This is a genomic window from Serratia sp. TSA_7, from assembly GCF_052692135.1.
Map to the genome: position 1 here is coordinate 545,118 of NZ_JBQZFU010000003.1, position 16,312 is coordinate 561,429.

A 16,312-nucleotide genomic window follows, 5' to 3' on the forward strand; every position below is an offset into this window, starting at 1 on the left:
TATCAGCTCACTGAAACAGAAAGAGAAAAGGTATCCGGCGTATCCGTGCGATTGCCGGTGATGTCGACCACCATTTTTCCGTCAATGGTGGTGTTAAAGGTGATGCCGCTCAGTTGAAGGCGTGGTTCCCATTGCAGCAGTGCGCTGTAACAGGCGGCCATAATCTGCAGCCGCAGCACGTCGTTTTGCGGTTGATCCAGCAGTTCGGACAGCAGAGAACCGTAGCTGCGGCGCATGGTGCGTGAGCCAATCGGGGTGATCAGAATGTCGCTCACCGACTGGCGAATATGTTCAAGGTCGGTGACCGTGCGGCCCGAGCCTCGATTCATGCCGAGATATTTCGCGTTGTTCATGCTGGTTTGTCCGTTTGGCCTCCGCCGTTCTGCACACCGCCGTGGGTGTGGGTATGGACTACAATGCCGTTGGAGCTGATGCTGCCGCCGGAGTGGTTGAGATCGCCGGTCATCGAGCCGCCTTGACGGATGGCGATGGTTCCGGTGGTTAATAACTGGGTGCATTCCACCTCGGGAGCATCCAGCGTAATTTTGCTCGTTGCGCGGCAGGTGATGGCTGGCGCGGTGACGTTCACCTGCTCGGCGGCATCAATAGTGGCGCTTTTGATGCCGATAGCCTTCAGTGATCCCTCAGCCGGTTCGTACTCGATCACCGCGCCGTCGGGAAAGGTGATGTGCGCCGCTTGCGCCGAAGCCGAGGGGGCCGGATTGGCAGCGGAAAAAATGCCGGGCAGCACGAAAGCGGTATCGAGTTCGCCGCCCAGTGACAGCACCAGCACCTGTTCGCCAATGCTGGGCGCCCACCAGGTACGGGCACCGCCGGCGCGGCCGGACAGCCAATTAAGCCAGTCAGTGAGGTTGCCACCGGTGGCGACGCGGCAGCGCCCGCGGTCGAGATCGACCTCGCTGACGGTACCGATGCGTATCAGGTTGCGCACCAGGCGCTGAATATCGAAGTTGTCTGTGTTCATCTCTCAAGAATGCCGTTGGGTGAAGAGGGCGACAACGCCGCGGCGTTTAGCTGACGCCAGCACAACCGAAGCCGCTCCTCTGGTAAATTTATGGCTGCTGAAAGTGGCTGATCAGCTCACCGTGCAGATAAACCTGGGTGAATCGCATGACGTTCTCCGGCTCAGGCGGTTCCGCCAGCGGCGTGATGTGCAGCGCACCGTCGCGTTGTTCAACCAGGATGCGTTCGGTCAGCTGTAGCTGTAGATCGAGCTGACCGGCGGAGGCGACGTCGTGCTGGAATGCAAAGCCGTTTTTACGTTTTTCGGGATTGGCGAGGAGGTCCGGTTGGTGGCTGCGCAGCCAGGCCAGCACGGTGACCATCACCAGATCGTTATTGGCTGTCGGTTCGTTCAACGACAGGTTGAGCTGGTATTGGTATTCGAACGACAGCGAAGCGCCCAGCGTAGAAACCACGCGGCCGTTATCGAGGCTGAGGCGTAGCCTGTCGGGGTACGCCTGCAGAGCAGGTAGAGCGTTGACCAGCGCTGTGCGCAACTGCTCGGGTTTTAACATGATATGTCTCCTGGCAGGCGGGGCCTGCTTGGGGGGATGAATAGAAGAAAGCAACGCCAGAAGCCGCCGTCATGAACGGCTTCCTTGCAGGCATAACGCTCGTTCGGCGTTGCGGCGGCGTTCCAGCCCTTTGCTTTTGACGCCGTTGACATAAACCCAGCGCGGCAATTGATCGCAGGCTGCCTGCCATTGCCGGCGTTTAATAAAGGTGGCCAGGGTGGAATTACAGGCGGCATTGACGCCGACGTTAAAGGCGAAGGCGCTGACTGCGTCATAAACCTGCTGCGGCATCGCTACATTGATGCAGCGAGCTATGCCGCGTTCGACGTTGCGGACATCGTCGAGCAGATTGGCGGCCGCCTGACGTTCGCTGATGACGGCACCCGGTTTCACGCCGGCGGTATGGCCGATGCCGCTGGTCCAGACGCCTGCGCTGCACTGATAAGGGGCGAGCTGACAGCCTTCAAAATCGGCGATCAGGTGTAATCCCTGTTCGGAGGTTTGCAGGGTATCGAATTGCGGCAGTAAGGCGGCGATCGCCAAAATAACGGCCACGCTGCAGCGTTTAGCGAGTGAGTTCATCGTAGACTCCGGGTTTCAGGCCGTTTTTTTTTAATGACTCCAACAGCTGATAGCTTTTACGCCGGTAGTACCAATTCACCGCGAAGGTGCCGACACCGACCGCTGCGCCGACCAGAATGGCGATATCCTGTGCAGAATGTCGTCCGAGCCAGGCCAGGCAGGCTGCCACTATGTAGGCGAAGGTTGATGTGAATTTTTCCATCGCTTAGTCCCAGAGTTTGACGGTTTCGCGTTGCGCCGCCGCCGGCAGGTCCGGTAGCTCGATCGGGTGACCGTGCGGCAGCAGCGGGCCAACGTTGGCCAAGCCGATATTGGCGAGATAGACCTGCTCTACCAGACGTTGTGTACGGCCGTAATAGCGCCAGCAAATCGCGTCAATGGTGTCGCCCTGTTGTGCATAAATTTTCATCATTACCATCCTGCGATGTGAGTGGGTGAGAGGGGGCTGGCCCCCGAATGCTCATCAGTTTCCCGCGCGCGGTAAGAGCCGGCAATGCAATGGCGTTGTGGATGAGGTGGCACAACTAAAGCGAAAAATGCGCGCGACAGAAACGAAAACACCCGCCGGTTGCGGGTGTTGGAAAAAGGGGGGTTTAGGCGTATTCAGGCGTTGGCCTAGCGGGGGTCCTGCCTGTCGGCCGGATAAAATATTTCTTGATAATCGTTGTCTGGCAGTACTTGGCCGGCGAGATCCGAGATCAGTGACATGGCGATCAGTAACTCGGTGGAGCTGCATTGTGCAGCTTGTGAAACATCGGCGATGAACTGGATTCGGGACAGTGTTACTTGTTGTTTATCCATGACATTCACTGTTTTTACCCTCTAGTAAGTATACTGTTTATTTATACAGTATTAAGCAAAACGCTAAAGGCGTCAATGGTCAGACTTATCATTTGTGCAGTAAAAATATGCCCAGTCATTGATTAGCAGAAATTGTACGAGAGGGGCCTTGAAGGCAATGCTCGCCTTCTGAGCAGGACTTGCCGTTGCTGAATGCGTGTCCATAACTGGCGTGCGAAACGAGTCCCCCATCGCGCCAGTGGGTTCAGCCGCCGCCGGTGGCGTTCGGTGAACTGCGCCCGCAAATATAGGGTGGCGCGGGGTGATCCCGTACCGGCGCGAGGAGGGAGAGCATGGCTTTTAGCGCCGAATAAAGTGACGTTGTTGGGCCTCTGCGATTTCCTGACAGGTCACGCAGCGGCTTACGCCGGGAATGGCGATGCGCCGTGCCGTCGGGATCGCGGCTTCGCATTCGATGCAAAACAGTGCCGAGGTCTGTGTTATTGCCGGTCTGGCGTGCGCGATTTGCTTCTCGAGCATCAGCGCTTGGCGCTCCTGCGCCATATCAATGGTGTCAGCCAAGGTATGTTCTCCTGACAAGGGGCGAATTTGGGCCGAGAGGCATCCGGCGGATTGCACGCCTCGAATGACCAACGGTTATTTTTTCTGCGTTAGCTGGCAGTCTTCTTCGCTGATATAGCGCGGCAGCGACTTGCCCAGCGCAATAAATTCATTGAGCGCAGCAACAATTTTCTGTCGCTGGGAATAGCTCATTTCGTGGAACAACGGCAGCAACGAGTGGCTTTCGGTCAAGCCGGCGTGAAAACACAACGTGTGGCGCAAATGCAGCGGTGCCGTGTTGTAGATCTCCTCAGCCTGGTTGGTCTGTCGGGCAAACAGCGTACGGCGGATTTCTGCAATGCGCCGCAGGCCGATAGCCCGTTGCTCTTCAGTGGCCAGCAGCATGACAACCTCCTTGGCATGCGAATTGACGTTTTACTTGCAAAAGCAAGGTCCGATTCTCACCGGGCACCTGCAATACAGAGTATCGAACCCGATACCTACAGACTTGCTATTGGCATGATGCGGTGTTTGCATTTTCGTCAATCATGTCGCATCATCTTAACTAAAGTGACATGAAAATCGTTTTTCAAACGATCTGATGCTACTTTAGATCGCAAAATGCGACTTGTAAATGCAAATTTTGATTTTAATCGGTGATGATATGCGTGAAGAGACTGTGAGTGATAATGCCTCTGTGGGCGCAGTGATTGAAAGGATCCTTTCATCTTATGGCGTTAGTACGCAAAAGGAGCTGAGCGAAATCCTCGGGATAGCCCCAAATAACATCAGCAGCTGGCAACAGCGCGGCAGCGTGCCCGGCTATGTGATCATCAGCTGTGCATTGGCCACCGGTGCAGACTTGGCTTGGTTAATGAACGGCGAACTTGCAAAAACAAAAAATACCCATAAGCCAGTGCAGCCTGCGCAAGGTAAAGCGCTTTATGATCGGGTGCTTGCTTCGGGTGGGAAGAGCGTGCTTCGTCGTATTCTCGATGCCTATGGCTTCAGTCTGCAAAAAGAACTGGGGGATCTGCTGGGGATTTCTTCGGGCACGATGAGCACCTGGGTGCGCCGTAACTATTTCCCTGGGGATATCGTGGTGACCTGCGCTCTGGATACCGGCGTGTCTTTGTTGTGGCTGGCGACCGGCCAGGGAGAGATGTGGGCCGACAAAGGGGCTGAAGCCGCGCCTGCAAAAGGGCGAACCTTGCCTAAATATCGATTGATCGCCGGGCAGTTGAAAGACGCGGGCGAATGGGTGGCGGACAGTTCGTTGATCCCGGCCAGTGTAGTGCAACCGGCCTATATCGACGGCGGGCGGTTATCCTGGCTGGTGGATTTGTCGGTGACGCACATTGCCAATGGCCGTTGGCTGATCGATATCGACGGCAACCTGGACGTCTATGATATCGCACGTCTGCCGGGCAATCAGGTGCAGGTGAGTGGAGGTCATACGGATTTTCAATGTTCTCCCGATGCACTGAAAGCGCTGGGCATAGTCTGGCTGACGCTGAGCCCGCAAGCATAAAAAAAGCCCATCAATGATGGGCTTGGTCGAGTGAGGCTTGGAAGGATTACAGACCGTAAACCAGCGAGACCGAGGTCGTGGTGTCGGTATTTTTTGGCGCAGACGCCGGTGGTTTACTGTTGTAAGTCACGGTGTAAGCCAGGCGCAGCGAGAACTTGTCGTTGATCGCAACGCTCAATGCGGTTTCGGAGTTCAGCGTGGTTTCTTCGTTGGCCAGTGCCGAAACGCCTTCGGAGAACTTGGTGGTGTCGGTCAACTGGTATGAATAGTTGGCTGCGCCGTAAGCCAGCGCTTTCGTTGAACGGCCGCCGCCATGATATTCATCGTGGCGCACACCCGGACCAAATTCTACCCGTAAATCGCTGAGTGGCCCGTTGAGCACTTGACGGCCGTAGCCACCCGTTGCGGTGGAGCGAGAGTCGTAACCGTTGAAACGATCGCTCAGCCAGCTTGCCTGACCGAACAGATAGTTGCGATCGGACAGGTTATAACGGGTACGGCCGCCGGCCTGATACTTTTCCGATGAGCGCACGTTGGAAGACGTGGTGTTGTTGGCCGCTCCCCACAGGCTGTAGGCAGCATCGCTGTTAAACCAGGTCATGCTGGTATTGGCCAACAGGGTCGAACTTTGCGAGTTGCCTGACTGGGAGTTGTATCCGGCCTGGACATTACCTTCAAACGGTTTTTTAGCGGTGGCCGGATCGTCCATCGCGGTGAAAAGCGTATTGTCGGCAAAGGCTGAAACGCTGGTGAAGGCAGTCAAGCAGCTGATGACTAGCGGAATAGCGCGACGAGCGCGTAAAGAGAGCATTTTGGATCCAGTTGTTAAGAGTGATTATAGGTGATAACGGTCACATTATAACGATTCGGCATTGCGACAAAAATAGCCGTGATTAGCTTAAGTTTTAAATTTTTCATCCTCACTTATTCACTTTTCTTCTACTTAATTAACCCCTCCCGTTGGCATATCATGCTAAGTGTCCTTAAGGTCTGATGGGTTTTTAGACGAGATTGTCGCCAGTGGGCAACAAAACCGGCTGTCATAGCCCCGTTGAAGCTCTGTTCCTGCCCGTCATGCGCTGTAATGTTTTGTGTACAATAATGTTTACGGTTGTCGCCTGAGGTGTTCAAAACAATAGGCCGTAAATCAGAACCGGAAAAATTGGTTGAGTTTATTTTTATTTATTTAAAATCAATGTAATGAGTGTATTTTTTTACTGGCGACATCCTGGGTTTTTGATGGTGCCTTGTGGTGGTAATTTTTTATTTACGGATTTCGGATTGAAAACTTTACAGTTCGTGGTAGGGTAAGGCTCTGAAACGCTCAACGTTCTCATCACGCTTACGCATAACGGCAAAACGACAGGAATAGCATCATGCAAAAAGACGCGCTCAATAACGTACATATCAGTGCAGAACAAATTCTGATCACTCCGGAAGAACTGAAGAACCAGTTCCCGCTTAGCGCCAGCGATGAAAATGAAATCGCCACTGCGCGCAAAACCATCGCCGATATTCTGCAGGGGCGCGATCACCGTCTGCTGGTGGTGTGCGGGCCTTGCTCTATCCACGATCCGGATGCGGCACTGGATTACGCCCGTCATTTGAAAACCCTGTCGGCTGAATTGAGCGATCAGCTGTATATCGTTATGCGTGTCTATTTTGAGAAACCGCGGACTACGGTCGGCTGGAAAGGCCTGATTAACGATCCGTACATGGATGGTTCGTTTGACGTTGAGGCAGGTTTGCACATCGCGCGTCGCCTGCTGCTTGACCTGGTCGGGATGGGGTTGCCGTTGGCGACCGAGGCCTTGGATCCGAACAGCCCGCAATACCTGGGCGATTTGTTCAGTTGGTCAGCGATTGGTGCCCGTACTACAGAATCACAAACTCACCGTGAGATGGCTTCAGGGTTGTCAATGCCGGTAGGTTTCAAAAACGGTACCGATGGCAGTCTGGGTACGGCAATTAACGCCATGCGCGCAGCGGCAATGCCGCACCGGTTTGTCGGTATTAATCAGGCGGGTCAGGTGTGCCTGTTGCAAACTCAGGGTAATCCGGATGGCCACGTGATCCTGCGCGGCGGCAAAACGCCAAACTACAGCGCCGAGCACGTTGCGGCTTGCGAAAAACAGATGCAGGATGCGGGACTCCACCCATCCTTGATGATAGATTGCAGCCATGGCAACTCGAATAAAGACTATCGCCGTCAGCCGGCGGTTGCCGAGTCCGTGGTTGAGCAGATCAAAGCGGGTAACCGTTCGATTACCGGCATTATGCTGGAAAGTCACCTGCACGAAGGCAGCCAGTCTTCCGAGCAGCCACGTGCAGATATGCGCTACGGTGTTTCTGTTACTGACGCTTGCATTAACTGGGAGAGTACAGAGACGCTGCTGCGCCATATGCACCAGGAACTCGGCGCTGCGCTGACGGCACGCACTGGAGAGTAGTAAGTTATGGTGGCTGAACTGACCGCGTTGCGCGATCAAATCGACGAAGTGGATAAAGCGCTGCTGGAGCTGCTGGCGAAACGCCTGCAACTGGTGGCGGAAGTGGGCGAAGTTAAAAGCCACCACGGTTTACCGGTGTACGTTCCCGAGCGTGAGGCGGCGATGCTGGCCTCGCGCCGTAAAGAAGCGGAAAACCTTGGCGTGCCGCCGGATCTGATCGAAGACGTACTGCGCCGCGTGATGCGCGAGTCTTACGTCAGCGAGAATGACAAAGGCTTTAAAACCCTGTGTCCGCAGCTGCGCCCGATTGTGATTATCGGCGGTAACGGTCAAATGGGGCGGTTGTTCAACCGTCTGCTGACGCTGTCCGGCTACCAGGTCAAGGTGTTGGATCAGGAAGATTGGCCGCAGGCCGACGCATTGTTGGCGGATGCCGGCATGGTGATCGTCAGCGTGCCTATTCACGTGACCGAACAGGTGATTGGGCGGCTGCCGCCGTTGCCGGCGGATTGTATTCTTGTCGATCTGGCTTCGGTAAAAAATCGTCCGCTGAATGCCATGCTTGCGGCACATGGTGGCCCGGTGGTGGGACTGCACCCGATGTTCGGGCCGGATGTAGGCAGCGTGGCCAAGCAGGTCGTGGTGTATTGCGATGGACGCCAACCGGAAGCCTATCAGTGGTTGCTGGAGCAGTTGCAGGTGTGGGGCGCTCGTTTACACCGCATCAGCGCAGTTGAGCACGATCAGAATATGGCGTTTATCCAGGCGCTACGCCATTTCGCGACTTTTGCCTATGGGCTGCATTTGGCGGAAGAGAACGTTCAATTGGAACAACTGCTGGCGCTTTCTTCGCCAATCTACCGGCTGGAACTGGCGATGGTCGGGCGACTGTTTGCTCAGGATCCGCAGTTGTATGCGGATATCATCATGTCGTCGGAAGAGAACATTGCGCTGATTAAACGCTACTACCAGCGTTTTGGCGAGGCGATAAAGCTACTGGAACACGGGGATAAACAGGCGTTTATCCAGAGCTTCCAGAAGGTGGAAGACTGGTTTGGCGATTACGCCCAACGCTTCCTGGTGGAAAGCCGTTCGCTGCTGCGGCAGGCGAACGACAGTCGGCAATAAGTTATCAGGGTTCGGCTAGCCGAACCCTTTTTTATTTCATTCAGGACGGATTGACCGGTACCACGCTGTCGCTGGGATAGCAGCCGAGTACTTTCAGCGAACGGGTAATCGGCGTCAGATCTTTCAAGGCTTTTTGCATCGCTTCAGAACGCAGGTTCGCCTGCACATCGATATAAAACATCTCTTCCCATGGATTGCCGTTAATTGGACGGGACTCCAGTTTGGTCATGATGATGCCGTTGTCACGTAACACCAGCAGCGCTTCAACCAGCGCGCCTGACTGCTGGCCGGTGGCCATAATCAGCGTGGTTTTGGCCGGTACTTGTTCCGACACCTCGATAGCCTTGCGCGCCAACACGATGAAGCGGGTAATGTTCTGCTGCTGGTTCGCCAGGTTGTGTTCCAGTACCTGCAGACCATACAGCGCGCCGCCAGCCTCGCTGCCCAATGCCGCAGCTTTCGGTGAGTTTAGCTTGGCGACTTTTTCCATTGCCGCCGCGGTGCTTTCGCAGTACTCGATTTTCCAGTGCGGGTAGCGGTTAATGAACTGGCTGCACTGTTGGAACGGCTGCGGGTGGCTGTACACGGTTTCGATCTGGTTCAGGTCGGTGTCGCCAGCTACCAGGACACAGTGATCGATAGGATTGGTCAGTTCGCCGACGATCGACAAGCTGGTGTGTTGCAGCAGATCGTAGACGTCGTTGATCGAGCCGGAACTGGTATTTTCAATCGGCAGGATGGCGTAATCCGCCTGACCGGTTTCGACCTGGGTGAAAATGTCCTGGAATTTATGGCAACCACACTCAATCAGTTGGTCGAAGTGGCGGGCGGCGTATTGGCGCGCGGCCAGGTGCGAATAAGATCCTTTCGGCCCGAGGAAGGCAATGCGGGCCGAATGTTGGCTGATTTGATTAAGCTGATGCTGCAACAGCGCTTGCTGGGTCAATACCGAGTCTTCGATAATCAGCTGGAACAGGCGGGTTACGTAAAAACCGTCGAGATCGTAGGGTTTGGCGGCGGCGATTAACGCATCCAGCAGATCTCGCTCGCGTTCTTTATCGCGGATGGGACGATGGGAATGCAATTTGGTTTTCCCGACCTCCACCGCCAGCTCACGGCGCTCCGCCAGCAGGGCCAGCAGTTTGAGATCCAATGCGCTGATGCGTTCGCGCAGCACGAGTAATGGGTTGTCAGTCATAATCAGCTTCTGCCTTGTATTTTTATACGTCGTAAATAGCCATAAAAAAAGCCCCCTGTTTCAGGAGGCTTTGCTGTTCGTCTTCGCATTCTTTATCACACGACGAAACGCCTCCCAATCAGGGGAAGGTAAAAAAGAATGCGAAGAAAAACGGTTTGCGGGCCATGCGTTATCCAAAATAGGCGTGAGACAGGTTTTAAAGTAACCGCAGGCTTTTATCTCTGTCAATAAAAACCCCAGACAAAAAACGCGCCCTCAGGCGCGTTTGAAGTGAAATAGCCGCTAAACGGTTATTCCTGTTCCGGCTCAACTTCCGGAACGATGTCTTTCACACTGGCGGCGGCGCGGCGTGCTTCGCCTTTGTGCTGCACCTTATTCAACTGACGCTCCAGCTTGGCGATCAGATCGTTAACGGCGGTATACATGTCTTCATGTTTTGCGCTGGCGACCAGCGGGCCGTTAGGGGTGGTAATGGTGGCGTCTGCTACAAACCCTTTAGGTTCTTTGGATAAAACAATATGCGGGTTAATCAGCTGGGCCTGCCATTTTTCCAGTTTGGTGAGACGGTCTTCGACGTGACTGCGGATTGCGGGAGTGATATCCATTTGTTTGCTGGTAATGTTCAATGTCATATAACTTACCTCTTCTGTCTTTCCGTCTTGGATGAGCCCAGCATACCGCGCTTTTTGCTTAAATGCGTGATGAAAATCACGTTTTTTTGTCACTTTTTGCAAAGTTAGTTCAATCTGTGATTCAGCATTTGAATCGGTCATCTAACGCTTGAGTCTTGCGGGCAGAACGCGCATTATTGAACGGATAAGCGGTTGTGCAATCTTGCTAATGCCGTGTTTTTGCTTGTGTATTTTTCAAATCATGACCAAATCCGCAGCAAATAAAAACGGCAGCCGAAGCTGCCGTTTTGCTTTTCTGCCATCGCTAATCCGCTTATGACGGATTGGCGGCAATCACTTTGGCCACTTTGTCGGCCTGGCCGCTCAATTGCAGCTGTTTGTAAGCGTTTTCCATCAGGGGTAAGGCGTCGCGCGTGGCCTGGGTATCCGGATATTCACGCAACATCTGATCGGCACGATTAACGACCGCGACGTAAGCACCGCGTTTAGTGTAGTATTCCACCACCGAAAGCTCATATTTGGCCAGGCGGTCTTTCAGATACACCAGACGCTTGTTGGCATCGGTTACATACTGGCTGGTCGGGTATTGCTGAATCAGCTGGCTGAAATCGCGAAAAGCAGCGCGAGCATGCTGTGGATCGCGGTCTGAACGATCGACCCCGAAGAAGCCTTGCAACGCACTGTCATCCAGCGCCATATCGGTCAGACCACGCATGTACATCACGTAGTCGATGTTCGGGTGCGTTGGGTTCAAACGCATGAAACGATCGATAGACGCCTGAGCCAGCGGTAAATCGGCAGATTTATAATAGGCATAAATCAGGTCCAACTGAACCTGCTGGGAGTACGGCCCGAAAGGATAGCGGTTATCTAACGCTTCGAGTTGCGTAATCGCGCCCTTAAAGTTACCGTCCTGCAGTTTTTGCTGGGCAGTAGCATAGATTTCCGAAGGTGGGTTGTCGGGAACCGCATCCTTGGATGTGGAGCAACCTGCCAGCGCCAGGCTCAACGTGGCTGCCGCCACCAGATATTTCATACGCGTCATGACGTTTTGATTATCCTCAGGGTGTTATTCCGGGAGACTGTCCGTTAAGCTCCCGACAAAGACCAGGTACAATAGCACATTATATTAAACGGCATCGCCGTGAAAACCCAACGTTAACGAAGAAGCTGCATATGGCACAACAAGTACAACTCACCGCAACGGTGGCCGAATCTCAACTCGGACAACGTTTAGATCAGGCTTTGGCCGAATTGTTCCCTGATTATTCGCGATCTCGCATAAAAGAATGGATCCTGGATGATCGGGTACAGGTTAATGGCAAAACGACGAACAAACCGAAAGAGAAAGTGCTGGGGGGAGAGACGGTCGCCATCGATGCCCAGATAGAAGAAGAGGCCCGTTGGGAACCGCAGGATATCGCACTGAATATCGTCTATGAAGACAGTGATATTTTAGTGATCAATAAGCCTCGCGATCTGGTTGTGCACCCTGGCGCCGGTAACCCGGACGGCACTGTGCTCAATGCGTTGCTGCATTACTACCCGGAAATTGCTGACGTGCCGCGTGCCGGCATCGTGCACCGTCTGGACAAAGACACTACAGGCTTGATGGTGGTGGCGAAAACCGTTCCTGCGCAAACCCGCCTGGTCGAGGCATTGCAGGCACGTGAAATCACCCGTGAATACGAAGCGGTCGCTATTGGTACCATGACCGCCGGTGGTACCGTTGAAGAGCCGATCTCACGCCACTCCACCAAGCGCACGCATATGGCGGTGCACCCGATGGGCAAACCGGCGGTGACGCATTACCGCATTATGGAGCACTTCCGTGCGCATACCCGTTTGCGTCTGCGTCTGGAAACCGGTCGTACCCACCAGATCCGCGTGCATATGTCGCACATCAATCATCCGCTGGTAGGCGATCAGCTTTACGGTGGCCGCCCACGTCCGCCGAAAGGCGCTTCGGAGGCATTTATTGCTACGCTGCGCGGTTTCGATCGCCAGGCGCTGCACGCCACCATGCTGCGTTTGTATCATCCAATCAGCGGTATCCAGATGGAGTGGCATGCGCCGTTGCCGCAGGATATGGTCGATCTGATTAACGCGCTGAAGGTCGATACCGAAGAATTCAAAGATCAGATGAATTGGTAATGGATTCCTTTATCCTGCCTGATTGGCCGTTGCCTGCAGGGGTAAAAGCCTGCAGCACCACTCGTGGTGGCGGTATTAGTCTTCCGCCATATGATTCGCTCAACCTCGGCACCCATGTCGGGGATGCGGCGTCTGCGGTGAAGCGTAACCGTGACCGGCTGGCGGCGGGCGTGAGCCTGCCGCAGATGCCGCTTTGGCTGGAGCAGGTTCACGGTACCCGCGTAGTGCGGCTGGATGGGCAAACCCCAACCGATCTGTGTGCGGATGCGGTTTACAGCAATGTGCCGGGGCAGGTGTGCGCAGTGATGACGGCGGACTGCCTGCCGGTGTTGTTCTGCTCACATGCCGGTGATGAAATCGCCGCTGCCCACGCCGGTTGGCGCGGGCTTTGCAATGGCATGCTGGAACAGACTCTGGCGGCATTTACCGCTGAGCCGGGCCATATCAGCGCCTGGCTTGGTCCGGCAATCGGTCCGCAGCAGTTCGAAGTGGGGCCAGAGGTCCGCGCCGCATTTATTGCGGTGGATAGCGTCGCAGCTGCCGCTTTCACTCCGCACGGCGATAAGTTTCTGGCAGATATCTATCTGCTGGCTCGTCAGCGCCTGCAGCGCGCCGGCGTAGAACTGATCTACGGCGGTGATCGCTGTACGGTTAGCGAAATCAGTCATTTTTTCTCCTATCGACGCGATGGAATAACCGGACGTATGGCAAGTTTAATCTGGCTGATATAACCTATTGAATTAGGACGGTCCGCTGACGCATAACGTTGTACTGATAATATAGTGTCGAAATAACCTTGAAAATTTGAGGGATGACCTCATTTAATCTCCAGTAGCAATTTTGACCTACATTGGAGGTGTTATGCGTCTGGATCGTCTTACCAACAAATTCCAGCTTGCCCTCGCCGATGCCCAATCCTTAGCCCTTGGGCACGACAACCAGTTTATGGAACCGTTACATCTGATGAGCGCACTGCTCACTCAGGAAGGGGGCACGGTTCGTCCATTATTAACTTCAGCCGGTATCGATAGCGGGCGCGTGCGCACCGAAATCGAACAGGCATTGTCTCGTCTGCCTCAGGTTGAAGGCACCGGTGGCGACGTTCAACCGTCCCATGAGTTGGTGCGCGTTCTGAACCTGTGCGACAAGCTGGCGCAAAAGCGGGCGGACAAATTCATTTCTTCCGAACTGTTCGTCCTGGCGGTGCTTGAAGATCGCGGAACTTTGACCGATCTGCTGAAAGCCGCCGGAGCAACAGCCGATAAAATCAGTAAGGCCATTGAGCAAATGCGGGGTGGTGACAGCGTGGAAGATCAGGGTGCTGAAGATCAGCGTCAGGCGTTGAAGAAATACACTATCGATCTGACCGAGCGCGCCGAACAGGGCAAGCTTGACCCGGTTATCGGCCGTGACGAAGAGATCCGCCGTACCATTCAGGTGTTGCAACGTCGTACCAAGAATAACCCAGTGCTGATCGGTGAGCCTGGCGTGGGTAAAACTGCGATTGTCGAAGGTCTGGCGCAGCGCATCATTAATGGTGAAGTGCCGGAAGGCCTGAAGCACAAACGCGTGTTGTCCCTCGACATGGGGGCGTTGATCGCCGGGGCTAAATACCGCGGTGAATTTGAAGAGCGACTGAAAGGCGTACTGAGCGATCTGTCAAAACAGGAAGGCAGCGTCATTCTGTTTATCGATGAATTGCACACTATGGTCGGCGCGGGCAAGGCCGATGGCGCAATGGATGCCGGCAACATGCTTAAACCTGCGTTGGCGCGCGGGGAACTTCACTGCGTTGGCGCGACCACGTTGAACGAATACCGTCAGTATATAGAGAAGGATGCGGCGCTTGAACGTCGTTTCCAGAAAGTCTATGTGGCTGAGCCGAGCGTCGAAGATACCATTGCTATTCTGCGTGGTTTGAAGGAGCGTTATGAGCTGCACCACCATGTGCAGATCACCGACCCGGCGATAGTTGCTGCGGCCACGCTGTCGCACCGCTATATCTCCGATCGTCAGTTGCCGGATAAGGCTATCGATCTGATCGATGAGGCTGCGTCAAGTATCCGTATGCAGATGGACTCCAAACCGGAATCGCTCGACAGGTTGGAACGCCGCATTATTCAGCTCAAACTGGAACAGCAGGCGCTGAACAAAGAGTCGGACGACGCCAGTAAGAAACGCCTGGAAATGCTCAGCAGCGAGCTGGAGCAGAAAGAGCGCGAATATTCAGAATTGGAAGAAGAGTGGAAAGCCGAGAAAGCTTCGCTCTCCGGCACCCAGAATATAAAGGCGGAACTGGAGCAGGCCAAGATCACTTTGGAACAGGCGCGTCGCGTCGGCGATCTGGGGCGCATGTCCGAACTGCAGTATGGCAAGATCCCTGAGTTGGAAAAACAGCTCGCCGCCGCTACGCAGGCCGAAGGCAAAACCATGAAGCTGCTGCGCAACCGGGTGACTGACGCGGAAATCGCTGAAGTGCTGGCGCGCGCCACCGGTATTCCGGTAGCCAGAATGTTGGAGGGCGAGCGTGACAAACTGCTGCGTCTGGAGCAGGAGCTGCATTCCCGGGTGATTGGCCAGGATGAGGCGGTCACTGCGGTATCCAATGCAATCCGCCGCAGCCGTGCGGGATTGTCCGACCCTAACCGGCCGATAGGCTCGTTCCTGTTCCTTGGCCCTACCGGGGTGGGTAAAACCGAGCTGTGCAAAGCGCTGGCGTCGTTCCTGTTCGACAGTGACGATGCGATGGTGCGTATCGATATGTCCGAGTTTATGGAGAAACATTCGGTATCGCGGCTGGTGGGCGCACCTCCGGGCTACGTTGGTTATGAAGAGGGCGGTTATCTGACCGAGGCCGTGCGCCGTCGACCTTATTCGGTGATCCTGCTGGATGAAGTGGAGAAAGCGCACCCGGATGTGTTCAACATCCTGCTGCAGGTATTGGATGACGGGCGTCTGACCGATGGTCAGGGCCGTACCGTTGATTTCCGCAATACCGTGGTGATCATGACCTCTAACCTTGGGTCTGATCTGATACAGGAACACTTTGGTCAGATGAACTATGCGCAGATGAAAGAATCGGTTATGGAAATGGTTACTCATCATTTCCGTCCGGAATTCATCAACCGTATAGATGAGGTGGTAGTGTTCCATCCGCTTGGCCAGAAGCATATTGCCGAGATTGCCAAGATTCAGCTGGCGCGTCTGTACAAACGTCTTGAGGAGCGTGGTTACGAAGTCACCATGACCGAACCGGCATTGGCACTGTTGGGCCAAACCGGCTACGACCCTGTTTATGGCGCGCGTCCGTTGAAACGCGCTATCCAGCAGGAAATCGAGAACCCGTTGGCGCAGCAAATTCTTTCCGGCAAGCTGATCCCAGGCAAACTGGTTACGCTGGATGTGGAAAACGAGCATATCGTGGCCAGGCAATAACGGCTATTTAGCGTAATAACAGAATGGGGAGCGGGATACCGCTCCCTTTTTGTTATCTACTTTTTGCCGGGCTGGTGAGATTTACATCCTCCATAGCCCTAAAATCCCACTTTTTAGGCTAATAAATATCCTAAAAAGCCATTATTGGTTAATGTTTGAGCGCTTGAAAGGTTTTTTGCATTTAGGGGTTGCGGCCTTCTGAGAACTCCCTATAATGCGCCTCCACTGACCGGGAACAACGACTCCTCTAACGAGAACCAGTCGCCAGGTCGGTAAGAGAAAAGCGAAATAAACGCTTGACTCTTCGGGTGAAAAGCGTAATA

At 54.4% G+C, this 16,312-nt stretch carries 20 protein-coding genes and 1 other annotated feature; of the genes, 6 read left to right on the forward strand and 14 right to left on the reverse strand.

Annotated elements, in window-relative coordinates:
- Positions 1-2: 2 nt before the first annotated feature.
- From ACUTQW_RS14860 to ACUTQW_RS14900, 9 genes are all read right to left on the reverse strand, one after another.
- Positions 3-353: a GPW/gp25 family protein gene (locus ACUTQW_RS14860; protein WP_235196053.1), complete on the reverse strand. Its 351-nt coding sequence runs from the start codon at positions 351-353 to the stop codon at positions 3-5.
- Positions 350-985: a phage baseplate assembly protein V gene (locus ACUTQW_RS14865; RefSeq protein WP_006323704.1), complete on the reverse strand. Its 636-nt coding sequence runs from the start codon at positions 983-985 to the stop codon at positions 350-352. Before ACUTQW_RS14865 ends, ACUTQW_RS14860 begins: the two co-directional genes overlap by 4 nt.
- An 88-nt stretch (positions 986-1,073) precedes the next feature.
- Positions 1,074-1,538 (reverse strand): phage tail protein, encoded by a 465-nt coding sequence (locus ACUTQW_RS14870; protein ID WP_006323705.1) that lies wholly within the window; start codon positions 1,536-1,538, stop codon positions 1,074-1,076.
- 69 nt (positions 1,539-1,607) lie between these two features.
- Positions 1,608-2,120, reverse strand: coding sequence for a lysozyme (locus ACUTQW_RS14875; RefSeq protein WP_020438484.1), 513 nt, complete (start codon positions 2,118-2,120; stop codon positions 1,608-1,610).
- Positions 2,104-2,322, reverse strand: coding sequence for an HP1 family phage holin (locus ACUTQW_RS14880; RefSeq protein ID WP_006323707.1), 219 nt, complete (start codon positions 2,320-2,322; stop codon positions 2,104-2,106). The genes ACUTQW_RS14875 and ACUTQW_RS14880 overlap by 17 nt, the downstream gene beginning before the upstream one ends.
- A gap of 3 nt (positions 2,323-2,325) precedes the next feature.
- Entirely contained in the window at positions 2,326-2,529 is a 204-nt protein-coding gene (locus ACUTQW_RS14885) for a tail protein X (protein WP_037430256.1), read from the reverse strand.
- 206 nt (positions 2,530-2,735) lie between these two features.
- Positions 2,736-2,921, reverse strand: a complete 186-nt coding sequence (locus ACUTQW_RS14890; protein ID WP_006323709.1) for a hypothetical protein — start codon at positions 2,919-2,921, stop codon at positions 2,736-2,738.
- Positions 2,922-3,260: 339 nt separating this feature from the next.
- Complete coding sequence (locus tag ACUTQW_RS14895) at positions 3,261-3,482, reverse strand: TraR/DksA C4-type zinc finger protein (protein WP_020438486.1); 222 nt, start codon at positions 3,480-3,482, stop codon at positions 3,261-3,263.
- Between the two features lie 75 nt (positions 3,483-3,557).
- Positions 3,558-3,866: a hypothetical protein gene (locus ACUTQW_RS14900; protein ID WP_006323711.1), complete on the reverse strand. Its 309-nt coding sequence runs from the start codon at positions 3,864-3,866 to the stop codon at positions 3,558-3,560.
- Positions 3,867-4,095: 229 nt separating this feature from the next.
- Here ACUTQW_RS14900 and ACUTQW_RS14905 point away from each other — a divergent pair, with 229 nt between their 5' ends.
- A complete protein-coding gene (locus tag ACUTQW_RS14905) occupies positions 4,096-4,992 on the forward strand; it encodes a phage repressor protein CI (protein ID WP_006323712.1) in 897 nt (298 codons plus the stop codon).
- Between the two features lie 46 nt (positions 4,993-5,038).
- Here ACUTQW_RS14905 and ACUTQW_RS14910 read toward each other — a convergent pair whose 3' ends face one another.
- Positions 5,039-5,803 (reverse strand): DUF481 domain-containing protein, encoded by a 765-nt coding sequence (locus tag ACUTQW_RS14910; protein WP_004950379.1) that lies wholly within the window; start codon positions 5,801-5,803, stop codon positions 5,039-5,041.
- Between the two features lie 565 nt (positions 5,804-6,368).
- Here ACUTQW_RS14910 and ACUTQW_RS14915 point away from each other — a divergent pair.
- Both ACUTQW_RS14915 and tyrA read left to right on the forward strand, forming a co-directional pair.
- Complete coding sequence (locus ACUTQW_RS14915) at positions 6,369-7,442, forward strand: 3-deoxy-7-phosphoheptulonate synthase (RefSeq protein WP_006323715.1); 1,074 nt, start codon at positions 6,369-6,371, stop codon at positions 7,440-7,442.
- Between the two features lie 6 nt (positions 7,443-7,448).
- Complete coding sequence (gene tyrA / locus ACUTQW_RS14920) at positions 7,449-8,570, forward strand: bifunctional chorismate mutase/prephenate dehydrogenase (RefSeq protein WP_020438487.1); 1,122 nt, start codon at positions 7,449-7,451, stop codon at positions 8,568-8,570.
- Between the two features lie 40 nt (positions 8,571-8,610).
- Here tyrA and pheA read toward each other — a convergent pair whose 3' ends face one another.
- From pheA to bamD, 4 genes are all read right to left on the reverse strand, one after another.
- Positions 8,611-9,768 (reverse strand): bifunctional chorismate mutase/prephenate dehydratase, encoded by a 1,158-nt coding sequence (gene pheA / locus ACUTQW_RS14925; protein ID WP_004950385.1) that lies wholly within the window; start codon positions 9,766-9,768, stop codon positions 8,611-8,613.
- 41 nt (positions 9,769-9,809) lie between these two features.
- Positions 9,810-9,935: a sequence feature (Phe leader region), on the reverse strand.
- Positions 9,887-9,934, reverse strand: coding sequence for a hypothetical protein (locus ACUTQW_RS14930; protein ID WP_193378397.1), 48 nt, complete (start codon positions 9,932-9,934; stop codon positions 9,887-9,889). Its footprint overlaps the feature before it by 48 nt.
- Positions 9,936-10,058: 123 nt before the next feature.
- A complete protein-coding gene (gene raiA / locus ACUTQW_RS14935; RefSeq protein WP_004950387.1) occupies positions 10,059-10,400 on the reverse strand; it encodes a ribosome-associated translation inhibitor RaiA in 342 nt (113 codons plus the stop codon).
- 313 nt (positions 10,401-10,713) lie between these two features.
- Complete coding sequence (bamD, locus tag ACUTQW_RS14940) at positions 10,714-11,445, reverse strand: outer membrane protein assembly factor BamD (RefSeq protein ID WP_006323718.1); 732 nt, start codon at positions 11,443-11,445, stop codon at positions 10,714-10,716.
- A gap of 131 nt (positions 11,446-11,576) precedes the next feature.
- Between bamD and rluD the strand changes: the two genes are divergently transcribed.
- The 3 genes from rluD to clpB all read left to right on the forward strand — a co-directional run bounded on the left by rluD (position 11,577) and on the right by clpB (position 15,989).
- Positions 11,577-12,554, forward strand: a complete 978-nt coding sequence (gene rluD, locus ACUTQW_RS14945; RefSeq protein ID WP_004950391.1) for a 23S rRNA pseudouridine(1911/1915/1917) synthase RluD — start codon at positions 11,577-11,579, stop codon at positions 12,552-12,554.
- Positions 12,554-13,285, forward strand: coding sequence for a purine nucleoside phosphorylase YfiH (gene yfiH / locus ACUTQW_RS14950; protein ID WP_235196054.1), 732 nt, complete (start codon positions 12,554-12,556; stop codon positions 13,283-13,285). Before rluD ends, yfiH begins: the two co-directional genes overlap by 1 nt.
- Before the next feature lie 130 nt (positions 13,286-13,415).
- Positions 13,416-15,989, forward strand: a complete 2,574-nt coding sequence (gene clpB / locus ACUTQW_RS14955) for an ATP-dependent chaperone ClpB (RefSeq protein ID WP_006323719.1) — start codon at positions 13,416-13,418, stop codon at positions 15,987-15,989.
- The last annotated feature ends 323 nt before the right edge of the window (positions 15,990-16,312 follow it).

Bases quoted from the DNA above. Each gene is read 5' to 3' on its own strand.
- bamD (WP_006323718.1), bottom strand. From the start codon at position 11,445: ATGACGCGTATGAAATATCTGGTGGCGGCAGCCACGTTGAGCCTGGCG.
- ACUTQW_RS14915 (WP_006323715.1), top strand. From the start codon at position 6,369: ATGCAAAAAGACGCGCTCAATAACGTACATATCAGTGCAGAACAAATT.
- ACUTQW_RS14885 (WP_037430256.1), bottom strand. From the start codon at position 2,529: ATGAAAATTTATGCACAACAGGGCGACACCATTGACGCGATTTGCTGG.
- tyrA (WP_020438487.1), top strand. From the start codon at position 7,449: ATGGTGGCTGAACTGACCGCGTTGCGCGATCAAATCGACGAAGTGGAT.
- rluD (WP_004950391.1), top strand. From the start codon at position 11,577: ATGGCACAACAAGTACAACTCACCGCAACGGTGGCCGAATCTCAACTC.
- ACUTQW_RS14875 (WP_020438484.1), bottom strand. From the start codon at position 2,120: ATGAACTCACTCGCTAAACGCTGCAGCGTGGCCGTTATTTTGGCGATC.
- ACUTQW_RS14865 (WP_006323704.1), bottom strand. From the start codon at position 985: ATGAACACAGACAACTTCGATATTCAGCGCCTGGTGCGCAACCTGATA.
- ACUTQW_RS14870 (WP_006323705.1), bottom strand. From the start codon at position 1,538: ATGTTAAAACCCGAGCAGTTGCGCACAGCGCTGGTCAACGCTCTACCT.
- ACUTQW_RS14890 (WP_006323709.1), bottom strand. From the start codon at position 2,921: ATGGATAAACAACAAGTAACACTGTCCCGAATCCAGTTCATCGCCGAT.
- ACUTQW_RS14880 (WP_006323707.1), bottom strand. From the start codon at position 2,322: ATGGAAAAATTCACATCAACCTTCGCCTACATAGTGGCAGCCTGCCTG.
- yfiH (WP_235196054.1), top strand. From the start codon at position 12,554: ATGGATTCCTTTATCCTGCCTGATTGGCCGTTGCCTGCAGGGGTAAAA.
- raiA (WP_004950387.1), bottom strand. From the start codon at position 10,400: ATGACATTGAACATTACCAGCAAACAAATGGATATCACTCCCGCAATC.
- ACUTQW_RS14910 (WP_004950379.1), bottom strand. From the start codon at position 5,803: ATGCTCTCTTTACGCGCTCGTCGCGCTATTCCGCTAGTCATCAGCTGC.
- ACUTQW_RS14905 (WP_006323712.1), top strand. From the start codon at position 4,096: ATGCAAATTTTGATTTTAATCGGTGATGATATGCGTGAAGAGACTGTG.
- ACUTQW_RS14900 (WP_006323711.1), bottom strand. From the start codon at position 3,866: ATGCTGCTGGCCACTGAAGAGCAACGGGCTATCGGCCTGCGGCGCATT.
- clpB (WP_006323719.1), top strand. From the start codon at position 13,416: ATGCGTCTGGATCGTCTTACCAACAAATTCCAGCTTGCCCTCGCCGAT.
- ACUTQW_RS14860 (WP_235196053.1), bottom strand. From the start codon at position 353: ATGAACAACGCGAAATATCTCGGCATGAATCGAGGCTCGGGCCGCACG.
- pheA (WP_004950385.1), bottom strand. From the start codon at position 9,768: ATGACTGACAACCCATTACTCGTGCTGCGCGAACGCATCAGCGCATTG.